This window comes from Psychrobacter sp. TB15 (assembly GCF_000511655.1).
Taxonomy (GTDB): domain Bacteria; phylum Pseudomonadota; class Gammaproteobacteria; order Pseudomonadales; family Moraxellaceae; genus Psychrobacter; species Psychrobacter submarinus.
Genome location: NZ_AYXN01000042.1, coordinates 257513 through 273469 on the forward strand (window position 1 = coordinate 257513; position 15957 = coordinate 273469).

Consider the following 15957-nt stretch of genomic DNA (forward strand, 5'->3'; position numbering starts at 1 on the left):
TTACACCTCCTGCGTGCTGCTAATACTGACATTGTCAGCAGTGGCGGTCATCTCACTAGCAATGTCATCAGCCATGTCACCGTTTATTTTAACGTCAGCGGCTGGTGCTTCGACCTTGCGTACTGAAGCTGGCATCGAGGGATGAATAATATTCACTTGCCCTACCGGATAGCCAATACAGCCTTCTGCTAAATAATCAACCACTTGCACCGGCAGCGTCATCTGCTGCTGCTCGATATCGATCGCTAGATAATCACCAGTACCAATGCTCCACGCGCCCGCATCTTCAGCACCGATATGCCAAGTGGCGATAGGTAGCTGCGCGGCGACAACCGGACTACGTGCGGCCATTATTGAGCTGGCAAAGATATCATAAATAGGCACAAGCTTGGCTTGGCCTTGCTCCATATCTGTACGCTTAGAGGTGCCTGCTTCTGGCGCCACATACTGGCGCGCGACTAAGCGCTCTGCTTGATCGAATAACCGCACGCCCGGATCGCCGCCTTTGAGATGACCACCGACTTTATCTTGGTACTTATTCCAAGCTTGTGGTGAGTTCCAACCTGCTGCACTGGCAAATGGAATCATGGAGCTGGCAGCTTGCTTACCACTATAGCCTTCCATCGAAAAGGTCAAACCGGTATCTAAATCTTTTGGCTGCATTGGCTCATGTACGGAGATAGGCGCGCGCATAGCAGTACGGCCAGAATAGCGGCGCGGTTGACGGGCTATTTTTAGACCGCTGATACGGTAATCAGCATCGGGCGCGGCGTCTTTGATAGCAGCAAGATTAGGATGGGTGGCGATTAAGGCATTAATCACATCATCGAGCTGCGTCCAATCGACCGGCTTACCAAGTAGACTATTATGCACTGCATGCAACCAGCGCCAGCCTTCTTTGATACTGCTCATAGGATGATAATAGTCATTATCATAGACTTGGAAGAAGCGCTGCGCGCGGCCTTCCGCTGATACTAGTGTGCCGTCTGCTTCTGCAAAGCTCGCCGCCGGTAGCACGATATCGACATCTTTATGCCAATCTAGCAGCTGATGATCAAGGGCGATAACCGTTTTATCAGTCAATAACTGAGTTAACTTACTAGCGGCGATAGCATCGCTCAATTGGTTTTCAGCCACGACGACAACATCAAAGTCAGTCGCTAACAGCTCTTCTACCGATTGGCCACCGAGCAGGCACACACCAATACTATTGGCATCTGGCACGGTCAAATAAATACCCGCCTGCGCGCTGTAGTTAGTATTCGCCTCTTTTAGCTCAAGGGTATCCGCAGGCTCGCGATTGACATCTTCTTGCTCTTGTTTATCCGTACCGGTTTCTGGTTTGGCAGGCTTAGCGGCGAGCTCCTTGTCCTCTTCAGGCTGAGCGGTTTGCGCTTGTTGCTCTGCCGCCTTGACTTTAGCATTGTGGGCATCGACCTGCTGTTGTTCCGTGTTTTTTATAGCAGCGCGTTTGTTCGTTAACACTTGCGTAATCTGCGCCGCCGCTTCAATCATAGCGTTAGAGGCTAAGCTGGTGCCCGCGATAACCAAAGGCTTATCAGCTTGTATTAAGTCATAAGCGATCTGTTTGGCTAACGCTTGCATACCATCACTATTATCGCCATCTTCGCTATTATTGTTGTCAGTAACATCAGTATCGGCTGAAGCTTGGCTTTGTTGTTCAGCTGGATCGTCTATTTGCGTCAAGTCGTCCGCTAAACTCGCAATCTCATCTGCCACCTTGAACCCTAAGCGGGTGATATCTTCCGGAGTTGCCACTACACTTGCTTTACTGATGTCATCAAGCTTGGTTTGGGTGACGTCGATGACATAGACCGGACTGAGCGCGTCTTGAGCAATACGCTTCACTGGCTCAGCAAGCCAAGCTTGCGTCTTAGCCGCCGCCGCCATTTTCAAACCTTTATTTTTCGCCGCTTGTCGTACCGATAGCGCTACCCGTGAGGAAGTTTGCGTGATATCTTCGCCAAGTACCAACACCGCATCATGACTTTCGATATCCGTCATGCTCGGATTATAAATACCTTCGGTGCTCAGCACTTCGATACACTTATTGACGAGCGACTGCTGCTGATGATTCAGACCAGTTGAGAAGTTATCAAAACCAACTAGGTTTTTTAGTGCAAAGTTAGTCTCTAAGCTTGCGCGCGGCGAGCCAATACCGACGATTTTTTTATCTTGCAGACGTTTGATCGTCTCATCTAATGCATAATCAATATTGATTTTGACGTGTTTATCATTGATACGTTCAAGCGCTTGCGTTGGACGATCGGCGCGGTTGACATAACCATAGCCAAAACGACCTCTATCACATAAGAAGTAGCGGTTAACCTCGCCGTTATAACGGTTCTCAATGCGGCGTAGCTCACCATAACGCTCGCCAGGCGAGATATTACAACCCGCTGAGCAGCCATGACAGATGCTAGGTGCATACTGCATGTCCCATTTACGGTTGTAACGCTCAGAGTGTGTCTTATCAGTGAACACGCCCGTTGGGCAGACTTCGGTTAAGTTGCCAGAGAACTCACTTTCAAACTGTCCGTCTTTTTCACGGCCGAAATAGACGCGGTTGTTCGAAGAGAATACGCCCAAATCCTCGCCGCCGGCATAATCTTTATAAAAACGTACGCAGCGATAGCACGCGATGCAGCGATTCATCTCATGGGCGATAAACGGACCAAGCTCTTGGTTATGGTGGGTACGCTTAGTGAAGCGATAGCGGCGCGTATTATGGCCTGACATATAGGTCATATCTTGCAAGTGGCAATGCCCGCCCTCTTCACAAGTCGGACAATCATGCGGATGGTTGGTCATTAATAGCTCAACCATCGACTTACGAAAGGCCTTGGCCTCATCATCTGTCACCGAGATATACATGTCATCGCCTGGCGCAACCATGCAAGACATCACAAGCTTACCTTTACCTGCCTCTAGGTCTTCTTTGTTTTGGTACTGCTTGACGGCGCACTGACGACAAGAGCCGACTGAGCCTAATGCCGGATGATAACAAAAATACGGCACATCAATGCCAAGTGATAGGCACGCTTGCAATAAGTTATCCGCGCCATCAACTTCGACAGTGGTTCCATCAATATGTATGACTGCCATGCCGTTCTCCTTATTTTGCTACTGGCTGTGGATTACCTGCAGCCTCAATCACATCTTCGCCTACCGCCTGAGCAATCTTACTATCGAACTCAGGACGGAAATATTTGATTGCACTCATCAGTGGCTCCATAGCACCAGGAGCGTGAGCACAGAACGTCTTACCTATCCAAAGATCGCGGGTCAGACCTTCAAGTTTCTCGACATCACCGACTTGCCCTTCGCCATCATTGATAGCAGTAAGCAGCTTGACGCCCCAAGGCAGACCGTCACGGCACGGCGTACAAAACCCGCAAGATTCGCGCTGAAAGAAAATCTCTAGGTTGCGCAGTAGCGGTACCATATCTTGCGCTTCATCGACCACCATAAGCAGTCCTGTACCCATCCGGCTACCGGCTTTTTGAATGGTATCGAAATCGACAATAGTATCTAAATGCTCAGCGGTCAAAAAGTCAGTGGATGCGCCGCCGGGTAACCAAGCCTTAAGGGTACGACCCTCCTGCATACCACCGGCAAAATCCTCAATAATCTCGCGCGCGGTGTAGCCAAATGGCAGCTCCCAAAGGCCTGGATCATTGACCAGACCTGAGCAACCAAATAGCTTAGTACCAGGGGTTTCAACCGTTCCTTTGATTTTTGATAGATCTTGATACCACTTGCTACCATGCAAAATAATGGCCGAGACGTTATGTAGGGTCTCAACGTTATTGACGATAGTTGGTCTGCCCCACGCACCAGCGACTTGCGGAAATGGCGGCTTAGTACGGGGATTGGCACGGCGACCTTCTAAAGAGTTCAGAAGCGCCGTCTCTTCACCGCAGATGTAGCGGCCAGCGCCCGTATGCACATGCAAATCAAAGCTAAAGTCTGAGCCCAAGATATTATCACCGAGCAAATTGTTAGCGCGCATCTCATCGAGCGCCGCATTTAGACGCTCGGCTGCCAATATATACTCGCCGCGAATAAAGATATAACCTGCTGTCGCTTCAATGGCATAGGCTGAGATGAGCATACCTTCGATGAGCTGGAACGGTAAACGCTCCATAAGTAGTCTATCTTTAAAGGTGCCAGGCTCCATCTCATCAGCATTACAGACTAAGTAGCGCGGCCCGCCATCATTAGGCGCCATCAGCGACCACTTAATACCAGCGGGGAAACCAGCACCGCCACGGCCTTTTACCACTGCTTCTTTGATAGTGCTCAGCGTATCGCCAGCAGACTGATTTAAAGCTATTTTCAGCGCTTCAAAGCCGCGTAGGGACTCATAAGTGGCCAAATCGAGTACAGCATCGTGGTGCGCAAGTCGCCACGTCAAAGGCTTCGTTTCACTAGTCGCTGTATCTTTATCGCCATAAACGGCAATGCGCTGCTCATTTAACTGGCTTGGGGCTTTGCCTTGGCGACGCTGGGCAATTTGCTCTGCAACGGTTAGTCTCATGCGTATAGCTCCAATAGTTGCGCGACCTCATCAGGTTGTACTGGGCCGTAAGTATCTTCATCGATCAATACTGCCGGGCCTTTGTCACAGTTACCTAAACAACAAATCGGCAAAATAGTAAAACGGCCATCAGCGGTAGTTTGACCATACTCAATACCCAGCTCAGCTCTAAAAGCCACTGATAACGCCTCATAGCCTGTTAGATAACAGGATACCGAGTCACAAATAAGAATCACGTGACGGCCAACGGGCTGCCGATAAATACGATTATAAAAAGTGGCGACGCCCTCGATATCGGTCACCGGAACTTCTAGGATATTAGCGATAGCGTTGACCTGCGCATCATCTACCCAGCCATTGCGCTTTTGTACTATTTTTAGCGCATCCAAAGACGCAGCGCGCGCTTGTGGATAATGATGCATAAACTCATTAATAGCGGCAATCTCACTTGTCGTCAAAATACTAGCGACATCTACCTTTGGCGTTTTATCAGAAACAATCTTCATAATCTTCTATTCTATCCTCACTCATCACGCTGCGCCCTAAGGCTTTAATAATACTGCTGCAGCGGTTTGGTGTGCCTATTGGCGGTAATATCAATGTTGCTTATTTGCCTATTTTTTCTTTACTGGTCTTTTACTTTAGTGGTTCGTAACCTAAAACAATTAGCGATCACAGTCCGCCATGACGATATCGATAGAAGCTAAGTACATAATAGCGTCTGACACTAGCGAGCCGTTAATCACCGATGGCATCTGCTGTAAGTGCGCAAACGTCGGCGTGCGAATACGGGTACGGTAGCTCATCGTCGAGCGATCTGAGGTAATATAATAGCTATTTAAGCCTTTAGTCGCCTCAACGATAGTCGCGCACTCACCAGCTGGCATCACAGGACCCCAAGAGACGGATAAGAAATGATTAATCAAAGTCTCGATATCATTTAGGGTGCGATCTTTTGGTGGTGGCACCGCTAGTGGATGGTCTGCTTTGTACGGCCCTTGCGGCATATGATCCATACACTGACGGATAATACGCATCGATTGGCGCATCTCCTCAATCTTGACCATACAGCGATCATACGCATCGCCGTTATAGCCAATAGGTACCTCAAAGTCGAAGTTCTCATAGCCCATATACGGCCGCGCTTTACGTAGATCAAAATCGACCCCTGTCGCCCGCAGGCCAGCACCCGTCACGCCCCAAGCCAATGCTTGCTTGGCGTTGTACTGTGCTACGTTTTGGGTTCGACCTTTGAGCACACTGTTTTGTAGCGCCGCTTTGACATACTCATCCAAGCGTTTAGGCATCCACTCCAAAAACTCACGAACCAAGCGCTGCCAACCACGCGGTAGATCTGCCGCTGTCCCGCCAATACGGAACCAAGCCGGATGCATCCGGTAGCCGGTCACCGCTTCAATGACGTCATAAGCTTTTTGGCGATCGGTAAACATATAGAACACTGGCGTCATACCGCCGGCGTCTTGAATAAAGGTACCGACATAAAGCAAGTTATTAGTAATGCGGAAAAACTCGCTCATCATCACTCGGATAGTCTGCGCGCGATCAGGGATAGTAATTCCCGCAAGCTTTTCAACCGACATGATATACGGCAGCTCATTCATGACCCCGCCGAGATAATCAATACGGTCGGTATAAGGGATGTAGGAGTGCCAAGTCTGACGCTCAGCCATCTTTTCAGCGCCGCGGTGATGGTAGCCGATGTCCGGAATACAATCGATCACCTCTTCGCCATCGAGCTGTAGCACTAAGCGAAACGCACCATGAGCGGATGGGTGGTTAGGACCGATGTTCAAGAACATAAAGTCCTCATCGCGGCCCGAGCGCTTCATGCCCCACTCTTCTGGCACAAACCGTAAGTTTTCTTGCTCGTATTGCTGCTTAGCGGTATTCAAAAAGTACGGCGTAAACTCAGTCGCCCGCGCATGATACTCTTTACGCAGCGGATGACCTTCCCAGTATTTGGGCAATAAAATACGAGTCAGGTGCGGATGGCCGCTAAAGACAATGCCGAACATGTCCCAAACTTCACGCTCATACCAGTTGGCATTGGGCCATATTTTGGTGGCGCTTGGAAGAGTTAAGTCATCTTCACTGAGCGCGACCTTGATACGCACATCGCTGTTGCGCTCAAGCGACATCAAGTGATAAAACACGGTAAAGTCGCTCTCTGGCAAATCACCGCGGTGCTGACGCAGACGCTCATCCATTGCCGATAGATCAAAGAGCATCACGTAGGGCTTTGGCAGCTTACGCAAGAACAGTAAAATGTCTAGCAGATCGCTGCGAGCGACCCAAACCGTTGGAATCTCATCGACAGTATGCTGCACCACAAACTTACCTGCATACTTATGCTCCAGCTCTCTGATGACGGCTGGTACCGGTTTTATCTTAGGGTTTTTGTTTTCGACTACCGTGACCATGAATGCTGTCTTCCTTCATTAATCATAACGTTTGAGCGGAACTGATTGATCAAAACCAGACTGTGCCAATTATCACTGCGCTAAGCATTACTATGCTAAATATAGTCAACGGACTAAATACTATCTGGACTACGCAAATTTTTCACCGCAATTCGATCCGCCTGCTTGCGATCACGCTCAGCCGTTAACTGCGGCTGATAAATTCCTTGATCGTTGACATGTACGCCTAGCGGGCGGCGTTCTTTGGCGATAGACTCTTGCAATAACATAAGACCTTGGATCAGTGCCTCTGGACGCGGCGGACACCCTGGTACATATACATCGACGGGAATGATTTTATCAACGCCCTGCACTACAGAATAGATATCGTACATGCCGCCTGAATTAGCACAAGCGCCCATCGAGATCACCCATTTTGGCTCAAGCATCTGTTCATACAGACGCTGAATCACCGGTGCCATCTTGATAAAGCAAGTACCAGCGACGATCATCACATCCGCCTGACGCGGTGATGCCCGAATGACCTCAGCACCGAAGCGCGACAAATCATGTACCGCGGTCAAAGTAGTGGCATACTCGACATAACAGCAAGACGTACCGAAGTTAAAAGGCCAAAGTGAGTTTTTACGGCCCCAGTTGGCAGTCGAATGTACAAGATCCTCTAGGCGACCCATAAAAACATTTTTATGAACCTCATCCTCTAACGGATCATTGACCGTTTCACGAGTTTGCGCAGGATAGGTATCTGCATCAGGATTGGCTTTGGTTAGTGTATATTTCATACCATACAACCTTTTATGAAGAGCAGTTAAGCAGCTATAAACTAAGGCCATTTAACTCTTAAGCATATAATGCTGCGACTGCTAAAAAATAGCGGGTGATGCCCAAGTTATCTTAAGCGTGATAACTCGTTTGCATATTAATAACGCCCATAAACCGTTATGAAGGCTCATCATCTGCGGCAAAATCAACAGAAGTGATATTACCGGTGGTATTAATATGATCAATGTTTTGCAAGTGACGACGATTAGCCTCAATGCTATTTGAGACATTGATCTGGCCCGATGACTGCGCCGGTACTTTACCCGTCGGATCGACCATCAACTCTTCAACACCGTTGAACTTAGTAATATCTGCTAGATTGAACCCTGCAGGCGCTGCATGCAAGCGTGCTTTTTTGCGCAGTTTATCGGCAGGTGACCAGTTCATAGCCCCTAAACTGAGCTCATAAATAAGACCGACGATGAGCACCCCGATAAATATCGCAGCCGCAGCAAAGCCTAGCCAGCCCGTTTCGCGGACTGAGACCGAATAAGCGTATAGGTATAAGGCTTCTAGATCGAAAATAACGAAGAATATCGCTACTAGGTAGAATTTGGCAGACAAACGAATGCGGGCATTGCCAGCTCCGACAACACCCGCCTCAAATATCTCTTCTTTTTGTAAGCCTTTTGCGCGCCCGCCAAGCAAGCGCGGTACGGTCAACATAAAGACAACCAGACCGATGGCGGCTAAAATAAAGGCAACTGCTGACCAACTAAAGGCAGACATGATAATACTTGCTCCTCACCCAATCGAGTGTCAGGACTTGATAAACCATGGTTAGGACACAGAACCTCTTATCATTAAGAGGAGCATGAGGGCTATGCAGCCAACATCCTAAAGCAACAATTCTATCAAGCACCGTAACGCAGACGAAAACACAGGTTCACTGTGCTGGTAATGGCCAATTATCAAGATCATTGACACCAAAAAAGAGAGGACACAGAATTTAGGTTTATCTAGCCCTAGGCTCAGATAAAAGCTGGTCATCAACCCCTTGGTATAAAGTAAAAGTGAATTTATTAAATCAATATCATATTGTGACATTTAATTGATTTAATAACTCATTACCTACAGTCAATAATGGCGCGATAACTGGCGTAAACGGTTTACACACTATACGCATATCAACGCTCAAAAGCCAGTTTTTCACTGTATTGCACGGTCATTTTATATGCTACAAAATATATCAATCCATCCACTACCCATGTTACAGCATTTTTACTATCTTCCTTTAGTACGCTAGTTTATGCTAGCTGACTTCCTTATCTATCATCGTCAAAACCTGGCAACTTATAGTACGGATGAACCGCTAATATCTTCATTCAAAAACGGCCGCTCAAAGCTTAGAGCAAGCGTCAAATTACGCGGTTATTGTAAACCAAATCCGCTCAATTGCAACCTGCCAAATGTGACGAGTCAACACATTGACTTCCTCCCCGACCTAAAGGAACGGGGATTTCTACTAAAGACGGTCAAGCCCGACCGCAAGGATGTTCTTAGCGGCATTGATATCTCTATCATGCACTGTGCCACACTCAGCACAAGTCCATCCTCTTATTCCAAGATCTGCTCTACCTTTCGGACTACTGCCACTTATTTTAAGGCAGTACGAGCAGGTCTGGGTAGTGTATCTCTCATTTACGATCTCTAAATGACAACCTGCATGCTTGCATTTATATTCCAGTTGTCGTTTGATCTCAAACCATCCTGCATCGTATGTCGATTTAGCCAGTTTGGTTTTTTTAGTTGTAAATGAGCGTGATTTAACATCACCGACCACAATTAAGCTGTTATCTTTAACAAGCTTGGTGGTAAATTTATGAATTAAGTCTAATCTTGTATTTTTAATTTTTGCGTGGATTGCTTTAGCGCGGTTTTTATTCTTAGCACGCTGGGCTACTGCTAATTTATTCGCCCACTTTTGCGTTTGCTTAATGGTTAGCTTGTCGCCATTTGATGTGGTAGCAGACTCTGTTAAGCCTAAATCAATACCAACTTGGCCAGTGCCGCACTTAATCTTTGGAAATTCTTTAACGGTGACACAGGCATACCAGTGACCACGATTGTCTTGTACCAACTCGCAAGTATTGATGCTGTACAGGGCTAGGTTATAGCTGTCCCACATATCAATGATCAGCTTTTGACGGTTAGCTAAGCTAAATTGCAGGGTGCTTTTTAGAGACTTTTTACCGCTTTGGCGCGTACTGATATGCTTAATCGCGGTCTTTTTAAAAGGAATCCAGCCAAGAGATCTACGTTTGGCTTTAGGGTTATTGGTACGCCAGTTGAGTTTGGCTTTTTTAAACTGTTTACGGGATTTAGCGTGAACCTCACTAATCGCTTGCAAGGTTTGACTGTGCAAGTTTAAATACTCGCCACTACCTTTGATATAAGCGGCCAAGTCATAGGCTGAAAAGAATTTGCCTGTGCGCTTAAGATGTTTAAAACTTAGCTCATTAACGTAATTCCAGACAAAGTTAACCGCCCCAGCTCAGATATTAAGCTGAGTGGCGTGTTTGTCTTTGATGCGTAGCTTGAGTGTTTTCATGGGATAATTATGATCTCAATGTATTTGGTTATCAAGGGGTTCGCCATACTGGGCGACAATGACTGACGCCTGATATCCACGTCCTAGAAGAACGGGATTTTACGGCGTTAGATGATAAAATAGGAGCAGACCTTACATCGGTCTGCTCCCTCTATACACTAGCTATCTTTTATTGATTCATAAACAATCAGCATTGCTTATTGATTGATGACATCAACACCTTTAGGCGGGGTGAATTTAAATTGGCCACTACCCAAATTAGGGTTGAGCTTGATGTTACTAAACTTGATAGACGTGGTTTGTCCTAAGTTATCATTGAGTACCATCATCACAGGCTTGCCGCCACTAAAGCTCATAGATAAGTTTTTGAAACTCGCATCACTCGCTTTTGGATAGAGCACATAGTAGTTTTTATTGGCGTAAGGTTGGGTGATTTTGAAGTTCTGGGCGATTTTATTGGGATCGCCTGATAATAATAGCGCTGGCGTATTACCCACTTGGCTATCTACCGTCTGCTTAGTCGCTTGCTCTAAGTCCTTGTCGTACACCCACATGGTACTACCATTAGCGACGATAAGCTGTTGAGACGGTGATTTTGTCTCCCAGCGAAAGTTATTCGGGCGCTGCACGCTCATTGACCCTTTAAAAGTGCCACTATTAGCGCCTTTTGTGGTTTGTGAAAAATCAGCGCTCATGCTCTTAGTGTTTGTCAATAAGCGATTTAAACGCTTGGCCGCTTGTAGGCTATCTGCTGGTGCAGCATTCGCCGTTTGAGTCATAGCGACCATAGGCGCAGCTACTCCTAAGCTGGTCATAAGCACGCCTGCTAATGCGCCACTCATTATTTTTTGTTTTGTAGTTGGCTTCATTGTCTCTTGCTTGCTCACTGTCATCGTAATTATCCTCTCTAAAGTTATAAAATAAAAATGAGTCATCATTTAAAGGTAATGATAAGTCTTAATAGCAACTGCGCTTTTGTGTTGTCATTAGTTTTACATACATTTTGCAAACTTAGTTTTTGAACACTCGCTTTGAATACGTAGTCTTTTAAGCTGCGCTATTAAGCAATGAAGACAGTCTGCCAGTTTTTTTATTACGCGCCTAGACATGATTTGCAATAATTACTACGCCTGCCATACACGCTTGTAACTGCTACTAAGACGGATTAAGTCCAGCCATAAAAAAACCCTACTACCAAATAGGCAATAGGGAATTTTTAATCATTTAGCCATCAGCGAATTATTAAAAAACGCAGGCAATATTAATGATTATGCGCTTTCAACAGTCACATAGCGACGGTTAAATTTACCTTTGGTCTCAAACTTTACAACACCATCATTTAGTGCAAATAAAGTATGGTCACGACCCATGCCAACGCCTTCGCCGGCGTGGAATTCTGTACCACGTTGACGAACGATGATGTTACCAGCAGTGATGGTTTGACCACCAAAGATTTTTACACCAAGCATTTTTGGGTTTGAGTCACGACCGTTACGGGTTGAGCCGGCAGCTTTTTTATGTGCCATGGATAATTCTCCTTGTTAATATGACTTATCACTGAGGTGATAACTCTTAAGCTTTTAGTGCGCTATTTATTATCAATAAATGATAATAGCTAATTAAGCATTAATCGCTTTGATTTTTAACAAGGTGTACCACTGACGGTGACCTTGCTCTTTGTGATAATGCTTACGGCGGTTGTGTTTGATGATACGGATTTTTTCACCGCGACCATGCTCAACCACTTCGGCTTCTACGCTTGCGCCGTCAACGATTGGTTGACCGACTTTTACGTCATCGCCGTCAACAACCATTAAAACATCTTCAAATTTGATTGTTTCGCCTTTCTCTGCTTTAAGCAATTCAACTCTTAGCAATTCGTCGGCTACGACACGGTGCTGCTTACCACCACTTTTGATTACTGCGTACATTGTCTGACTCCGTTTAACCCGTGTGCCGTGGTAGATATTATACCTACGCTTCAATAACGAACACGACAGGGAAAAATTAAAGGCGTTATTTTACGTTTTCTGAATGATAAAAGCAAGCCGATTGTCTGGTTTTAGCAGCGCGTATTAGGTCTTATCATCTTAATAATCATAGCGATAGCCTAGCTAGCCTTAAGCGTAGTATTATAGCTCATTAAATCAATGACATATAGCTTATTTTATTCCATACTTATTCAATAGCTATTTCTGTTTTTTATTGAGACGGTTTAATAGCTATTATTTAGCAACTACTCTATAAATTTCACTTAGTCTGACGCTATGACGCAATATTGTCGATAGCAATGAGCTGGCTGCGGCCTAATGACTAAAGCCAATAACACATATTAATCACCAATTAACCAAATAGGCTGTGCTATTATAGGCAAATCTTAAAACTCATCTAATAAATACGACTCTACATTATGACCAGCACCTCTTTAGCTTCTTCAGACCTTGCCTCTCAAGCGCCTAATTATACGGACATTCAAAGCATCGTCGCTCATGATTTTGACATTATGGATGAGCAAGTCTTTGGTAGTCTCAATTCAAAAGTACAATTGGTGATGAGCGTCTCAAAGCATGTGATTGATGCCGGTGGCAAACGCATGCGCCCGCTTATTACCCTATTGTGCGCGCGTATGTTCAACGACGCGCCAAGCGAACAAGCGATGCATCTAGCCGCTATTACGGAGATGCTGCATACGGCCACGTTAGTACATGACGATGTCATCGATGAATCTGGTCAGCGCCGCGGCAAGCCCACTGCTAATGCCACTTGGGATAATGCCACTGCAGTATTAGTGGGCGACTATTTGATCGCTCGCGCCTTTAATTTATTGGTTGGCTTTCAAAGCTTAGAGCTGCTAAAGCTGTTCTCTGATGGCACTTGTGATATCGCTGAAGGTGAAGTATTACAATTACAGCATCAGCATAATCCAGCGGCGACAGAAACCGACTATCTCAATATTATCGACGGTAAGACCTCACGCCTATTTATGATGGCGACCCAAGGCGCGGCTATTTTGCAAGGACAAGAGCAGCATCTACAAGCCCTAGCTGATTTTGGTCAGCATTTTGGTAATGCCTTCCAGATTATCGATGATGTGCTTGATTACAGCGGCGATAGTGAGCTGATGGGCAAAAACTTAGGCGATGATTTGAGTGAAGGTAAGCCAACGCTACCGACTATTAAGGCGCTTGAGCTACTCAAAAACAGTGACAAGCAAGGTTATGAGCAGCTGCGTATCGCCGTACAAACGGGGAAAACGCCAAATGCTGAGCAGCTTATCGAGCTCGTCCGCAGCTCAGGGTCGCTTGATTATTGTACCAAGCGGGCGTTAGAAGAGACCAGATTGGCACAGCAAGCACTCAGCAGCTTACCTGACAACCGTTATCGTCAAGGTCTGTACCAGCTGACTGAGCTCGCTAGCGCACGATTGGTATAATGACATATGAATCGTCTGTGTTATTAGCTAATTGAGACGGCTCATTTTTTAGCAGCGTTTTTGAGCAACCGAGCCATAAATATTCATTGATCAAAAGCAACAGTCTCTAAAAAGACACCCTCTTAAAACGGGTGTGTCAGTCAAATAGTTACCTTTCTTTAAGTTTCATAAATCCTGACGGTACTATAATTGTGTCAGGATTTTTTAATGGTTAAATGCTGATTGACCACGCTCATTAGAGGCTACTGACTGGTCTAAGTCGCTATATTTTAAAGATCATAATTAGGGGTTGATAAATTAGTCAATTTGTTGACAAAGCAGATTTTTGGTGGTTTTAAAACCTCAATAACACTATGGCTTTACAATTATAACAAAAAATTACAATAAATTTGCATAGCGGGTTGTATATCTTCTTATTAGCTGCTGGTTGGTGTAGCGGTTACTATGGCGGGATTTTATTTACTCAGCGAGCACAGTGCGGTCAGTTTTTGTCAGCTTTCCTATCGTGAATCACTTGACTGCGGGGTAAACCCTATAGTTTATAATAATGCCTTAAATTTACTTGACGTCCTATAATTAGCTAGCGGTACTGCCCTATTTATCAATTTTATCAATAGCTTCTTATTTTTTGGCTATAAACTTCTATAAAGTTTATTATTGCTCTTCGAAAAATAAGCTATTTTTTGATTATGATACGCTCTACCTCTATATCTTTTATTCTATATTTTACTACTCTACCGAGGACCTTGATGAAGCATTCTTATCTTGCGCTTGTAATAGCATCTGTACTATCGGCTACAGTACTGGTCGGCTGTGACAATAAAGAAGACGCCGCTGCGGGTGAAAACGCTCAGCAGCAGATGCCGCCCGCTGTCGTCAACGTCCAAACTGTCAGCTTTGATACTGTGCCTCAAGTTCAGACTTTCTCTGGTCGTACTGCCGCTTATCAGACGGCTGATGTACGCCCTCAAGTCAGCGGCGTAATTGACGAAGTACTGTTCCGTGAAGGCAGTAACGTCAAAAAAGGCCAGCCGCTTTATCGTATCAATACTGACAACTACACGACCTCGGTCGCTAGTGGTCAAGCGGCGGTCGCGCAAGCACAGGCTAATCGCCAAACCGCTATCGCCAATAATGCCAATGCTAAAGCAGAGTTAGCCAGTCGCCAAGCCTCATTAGCACAAGCGATAAATGACTTTCAGCGTCTAAAAGGCTTGGTTGAGATTGACGCTATCTCCAAGCAGCAATATGACCAAGCGCAAACTGCCGTACGTACAGCGCAAGCGGCTCTAGAGAGTGCTCGCGCTGCAGTCGGACAAACTGAAGCGAGCATTAGAAGCGCTGAGGCTGGGATTAAAACCGCGCAATCAAACTTAGATGCTAGCGCTTTGGATCTCAATCGTACTATCGTACGCGCCCCTTTAACTGGTCGTAGTGACCGCTCAAGCGTTACTGCAGGAACCTTAGTTAACGCTAGTCAATCTGAGCCTTTAGTGACGATTTCGCGCTTAGACCCTATCTATGTCGATATCAGTCAGTCGTCATCCGAGCTATTGCAGCTTCGTCAGCAGATAGCTGAAGGTAAAGCGCAGGCGGGTATGAACTCTGTCGAGCTGGTCCTAGAAGATGGCTCAGTGTATCCAGTGCGTGGCAAGCTTGCGCTGTCTGAAGCTAAAGTCGATCAATCTACTGGCGCGGTGACTCTACGAGCTATCTTCTCAAATCCTAATAACGTGCTACTGCCAGGTATGTATGTCTCAGCGCGTCTGACTCAAAGCGTCATTCCTAATGCAGCCTTAGTGCCGCAAAGCGCTGTAATGCGTACGCCTAAAGGCGATTCACAAGTCTACATCGTTGATGAAAACAATCAAATCCAAGTCCGTCCCGTTACCATTAATGGTACTTATGATGGTCAATGGGTGGTCACCGATGGCTTAAGTAGTGGCGATAAGCTAGTGGTTATAGGCGGCTCTAAAGTTAAGCCTGAGCAGGAGGTCGTGGTCAAGCCGTTAGAAAACGCTAATGGTGCACCTGCAACGCCTACCGCCAAAACACCACAGCAAGCTGCGAAAACGGTAGCTGATGACACTTCTGAGCAGGACACTGCTAATTAATTCCATTCAAAGATAGGAAGACCTAGGGATATACT

Annotated in this window: 11 protein-coding genes and 1 pseudogene; 2 read left to right on the forward strand and 10 right to left on the reverse strand. The window is 46.1% G+C overall.

The genetic code is table 11. From position 1 onward, the window contains the following. The 10 genes and pseudogenes from nuoG to rplU all read right to left on the reverse strand — a co-directional run bounded on the left by nuoG (position 1) and on the right by rplU (position 12306). Positions 1–3126: an NADH-quinone oxidoreductase subunit NuoG gene (gene nuoG, locus W234_RS0112680; RefSeq protein WP_025647206.1), complete on the reverse strand. Its 3126-nt coding sequence runs from the start codon at positions 3124–3126 to the stop codon at positions 1–3. Between the two features lie 10 nt (positions 3127–3136). Next, complete coding sequence (gene nuoF / locus W234_RS0112685; RefSeq protein ID WP_025647207.1) at positions 3137–4561, reverse strand: NADH-quinone oxidoreductase subunit NuoF; 1425 nt, start codon at positions 4559–4561, stop codon at positions 3137–3139. Further along, positions 4558–5067: an NADH-quinone oxidoreductase subunit NuoE gene (gene nuoE, locus W234_RS0112690; protein WP_025647208.1), complete on the reverse strand. Its 510-nt coding sequence runs from the start codon at positions 5065–5067 to the stop codon at positions 4558–4560. The genes nuoF and nuoE overlap by 4 nt, the downstream gene beginning before the upstream one ends. A gap of 159 nt (positions 5068–5226) precedes the next feature. Continuing rightward, complete coding sequence (gene nuoC / locus W234_RS0112695) at positions 5227–7002, reverse strand: NADH-quinone oxidoreductase subunit C/D (protein ID WP_025647209.1); 1776 nt, start codon at positions 7000–7002, stop codon at positions 5227–5229. Positions 7003–7115: 113 nt separating this feature from the next. Then, complete coding sequence (locus tag W234_RS0112700) at positions 7116–7784, reverse strand: NuoB/complex I 20 kDa subunit family protein (RefSeq protein WP_025647210.1); 669 nt, start codon at positions 7782–7784, stop codon at positions 7116–7118. 157 nt (positions 7785–7941) lie between these two features. Beyond that, positions 7942–8553, reverse strand: coding sequence for an NADH-quinone oxidoreductase subunit A (ndhC, locus tag W234_RS0112705; protein WP_025647211.1), 612 nt, complete (start codon positions 8551–8553; stop codon positions 7942–7944). Positions 8554–9289: 736 nt separating this feature from the next. Beyond that, a pseudogene (locus W234_RS14090) lies at positions 9290–10375 on the reverse strand (RNA-guided endonuclease InsQ/TnpB family protein). 197 nt (positions 10376–10572) lie between these two features. Further along, positions 10573–11244, reverse strand: coding sequence for an outer membrane lipoprotein chaperone LolA (gene lolA / locus W234_RS0112715; RefSeq protein WP_413771582.1), 672 nt, complete (start codon positions 11242–11244; stop codon positions 10573–10575). 399 nt (positions 11245–11643) lie between these two features. Then, complete coding sequence (rpmA, locus tag W234_RS0112720; protein ID WP_025647213.1) at positions 11644–11901, reverse strand: 50S ribosomal protein L27; 258 nt, start codon at positions 11899–11901, stop codon at positions 11644–11646. A 93-nt stretch (positions 11902–11994) separates the two neighbouring features. After that, a complete protein-coding gene (gene rplU, locus W234_RS0112725) occupies positions 11995–12306 on the reverse strand; it encodes a 50S ribosomal protein L21 (RefSeq protein WP_025647214.1) in 312 nt (103 codons plus the stop codon). 479 nt (positions 12307–12785) lie between these two features. Between rplU and W234_RS0112730 the strand changes: the two genes are divergently transcribed. Together W234_RS0112730 and W234_RS0112735 are read left to right on the forward strand one after the other, a co-directional pair. Next, positions 12786–13808 (forward strand): polyprenyl synthetase family protein, encoded by a 1023-nt coding sequence (locus W234_RS0112730; protein ID WP_025647215.1) that lies wholly within the window; start codon positions 12786–12788, stop codon positions 13806–13808. A 749-nt stretch (positions 13809–14557) separates the two neighbouring features. Then, positions 14558–15922: an efflux RND transporter periplasmic adaptor subunit gene (locus tag W234_RS0112735; RefSeq protein WP_025647216.1), complete on the forward strand. Its 1365-nt coding sequence runs from the start codon at positions 14558–14560 to the stop codon at positions 15920–15922. The last annotated feature ends 35 nt before the right edge of the window (positions 15923–15957 follow it).

Bases quoted from the DNA above. Each gene is read 5' to 3' on its own strand.
- nuoG (WP_025647206.1), bottom strand. From the start codon at position 3,126: ATGGCAGTCATACATATTGATGGAACCACTGTCGAAGTTGATGGCGCG.
- nuoF (WP_025647207.1), bottom strand. From the start codon at position 4,561: ATGAGACTAACCGTTGCAGAGCAAATTGCCCAGCGTCGCCAAGGCAAA.
- nuoE (WP_025647208.1), bottom strand. From the start codon at position 5,067: ATGAAGATTGTTTCTGATAAAACGCCAAAGGTAGATGTCGCTAGTATT.
- nuoC (WP_025647209.1), bottom strand. From the start codon at position 7,002: ATGGTCACGGTAGTCGAAAACAAAAACCCTAAGATAAAACCGGTACCA.
- W234_RS0112700 (WP_025647210.1), bottom strand. From the start codon at position 7,784: ATGAAATATACACTAACCAAAGCCAATCCTGATGCAGATACCTATCCT.
- ndhC (WP_025647211.1), bottom strand. From the start codon at position 8,553: ATGTCTGCCTTTAGTTGGTCAGCAGTTGCCTTTATTTTAGCCGCCATC.
- lolA (WP_413771582.1), bottom strand. From the start codon at position 11,244: ATGAAGCCAACTACAAAACAAAAAATAATGAGTGGCGCATTAGCAGGC.
- rpmA (WP_025647213.1), bottom strand. From the start codon at position 11,901: ATGGCACATAAAAAAGCTGCCGGCTCAACCCGTAACGGTCGTGACTCA.
- rplU (WP_025647214.1), bottom strand. From the start codon at position 12,306: ATGTACGCAGTAATCAAAAGTGGTGGTAAGCAGCACCGTGTCGTAGCC.
- W234_RS0112730 (WP_025647215.1), top strand. From the start codon at position 12,786: ATGACCAGCACCTCTTTAGCTTCTTCAGACCTTGCCTCTCAAGCGCCT.
- W234_RS0112735 (WP_025647216.1), top strand. From the start codon at position 14,558: ATGAAGCATTCTTATCTTGCGCTTGTAATAGCATCTGTACTATCGGCT.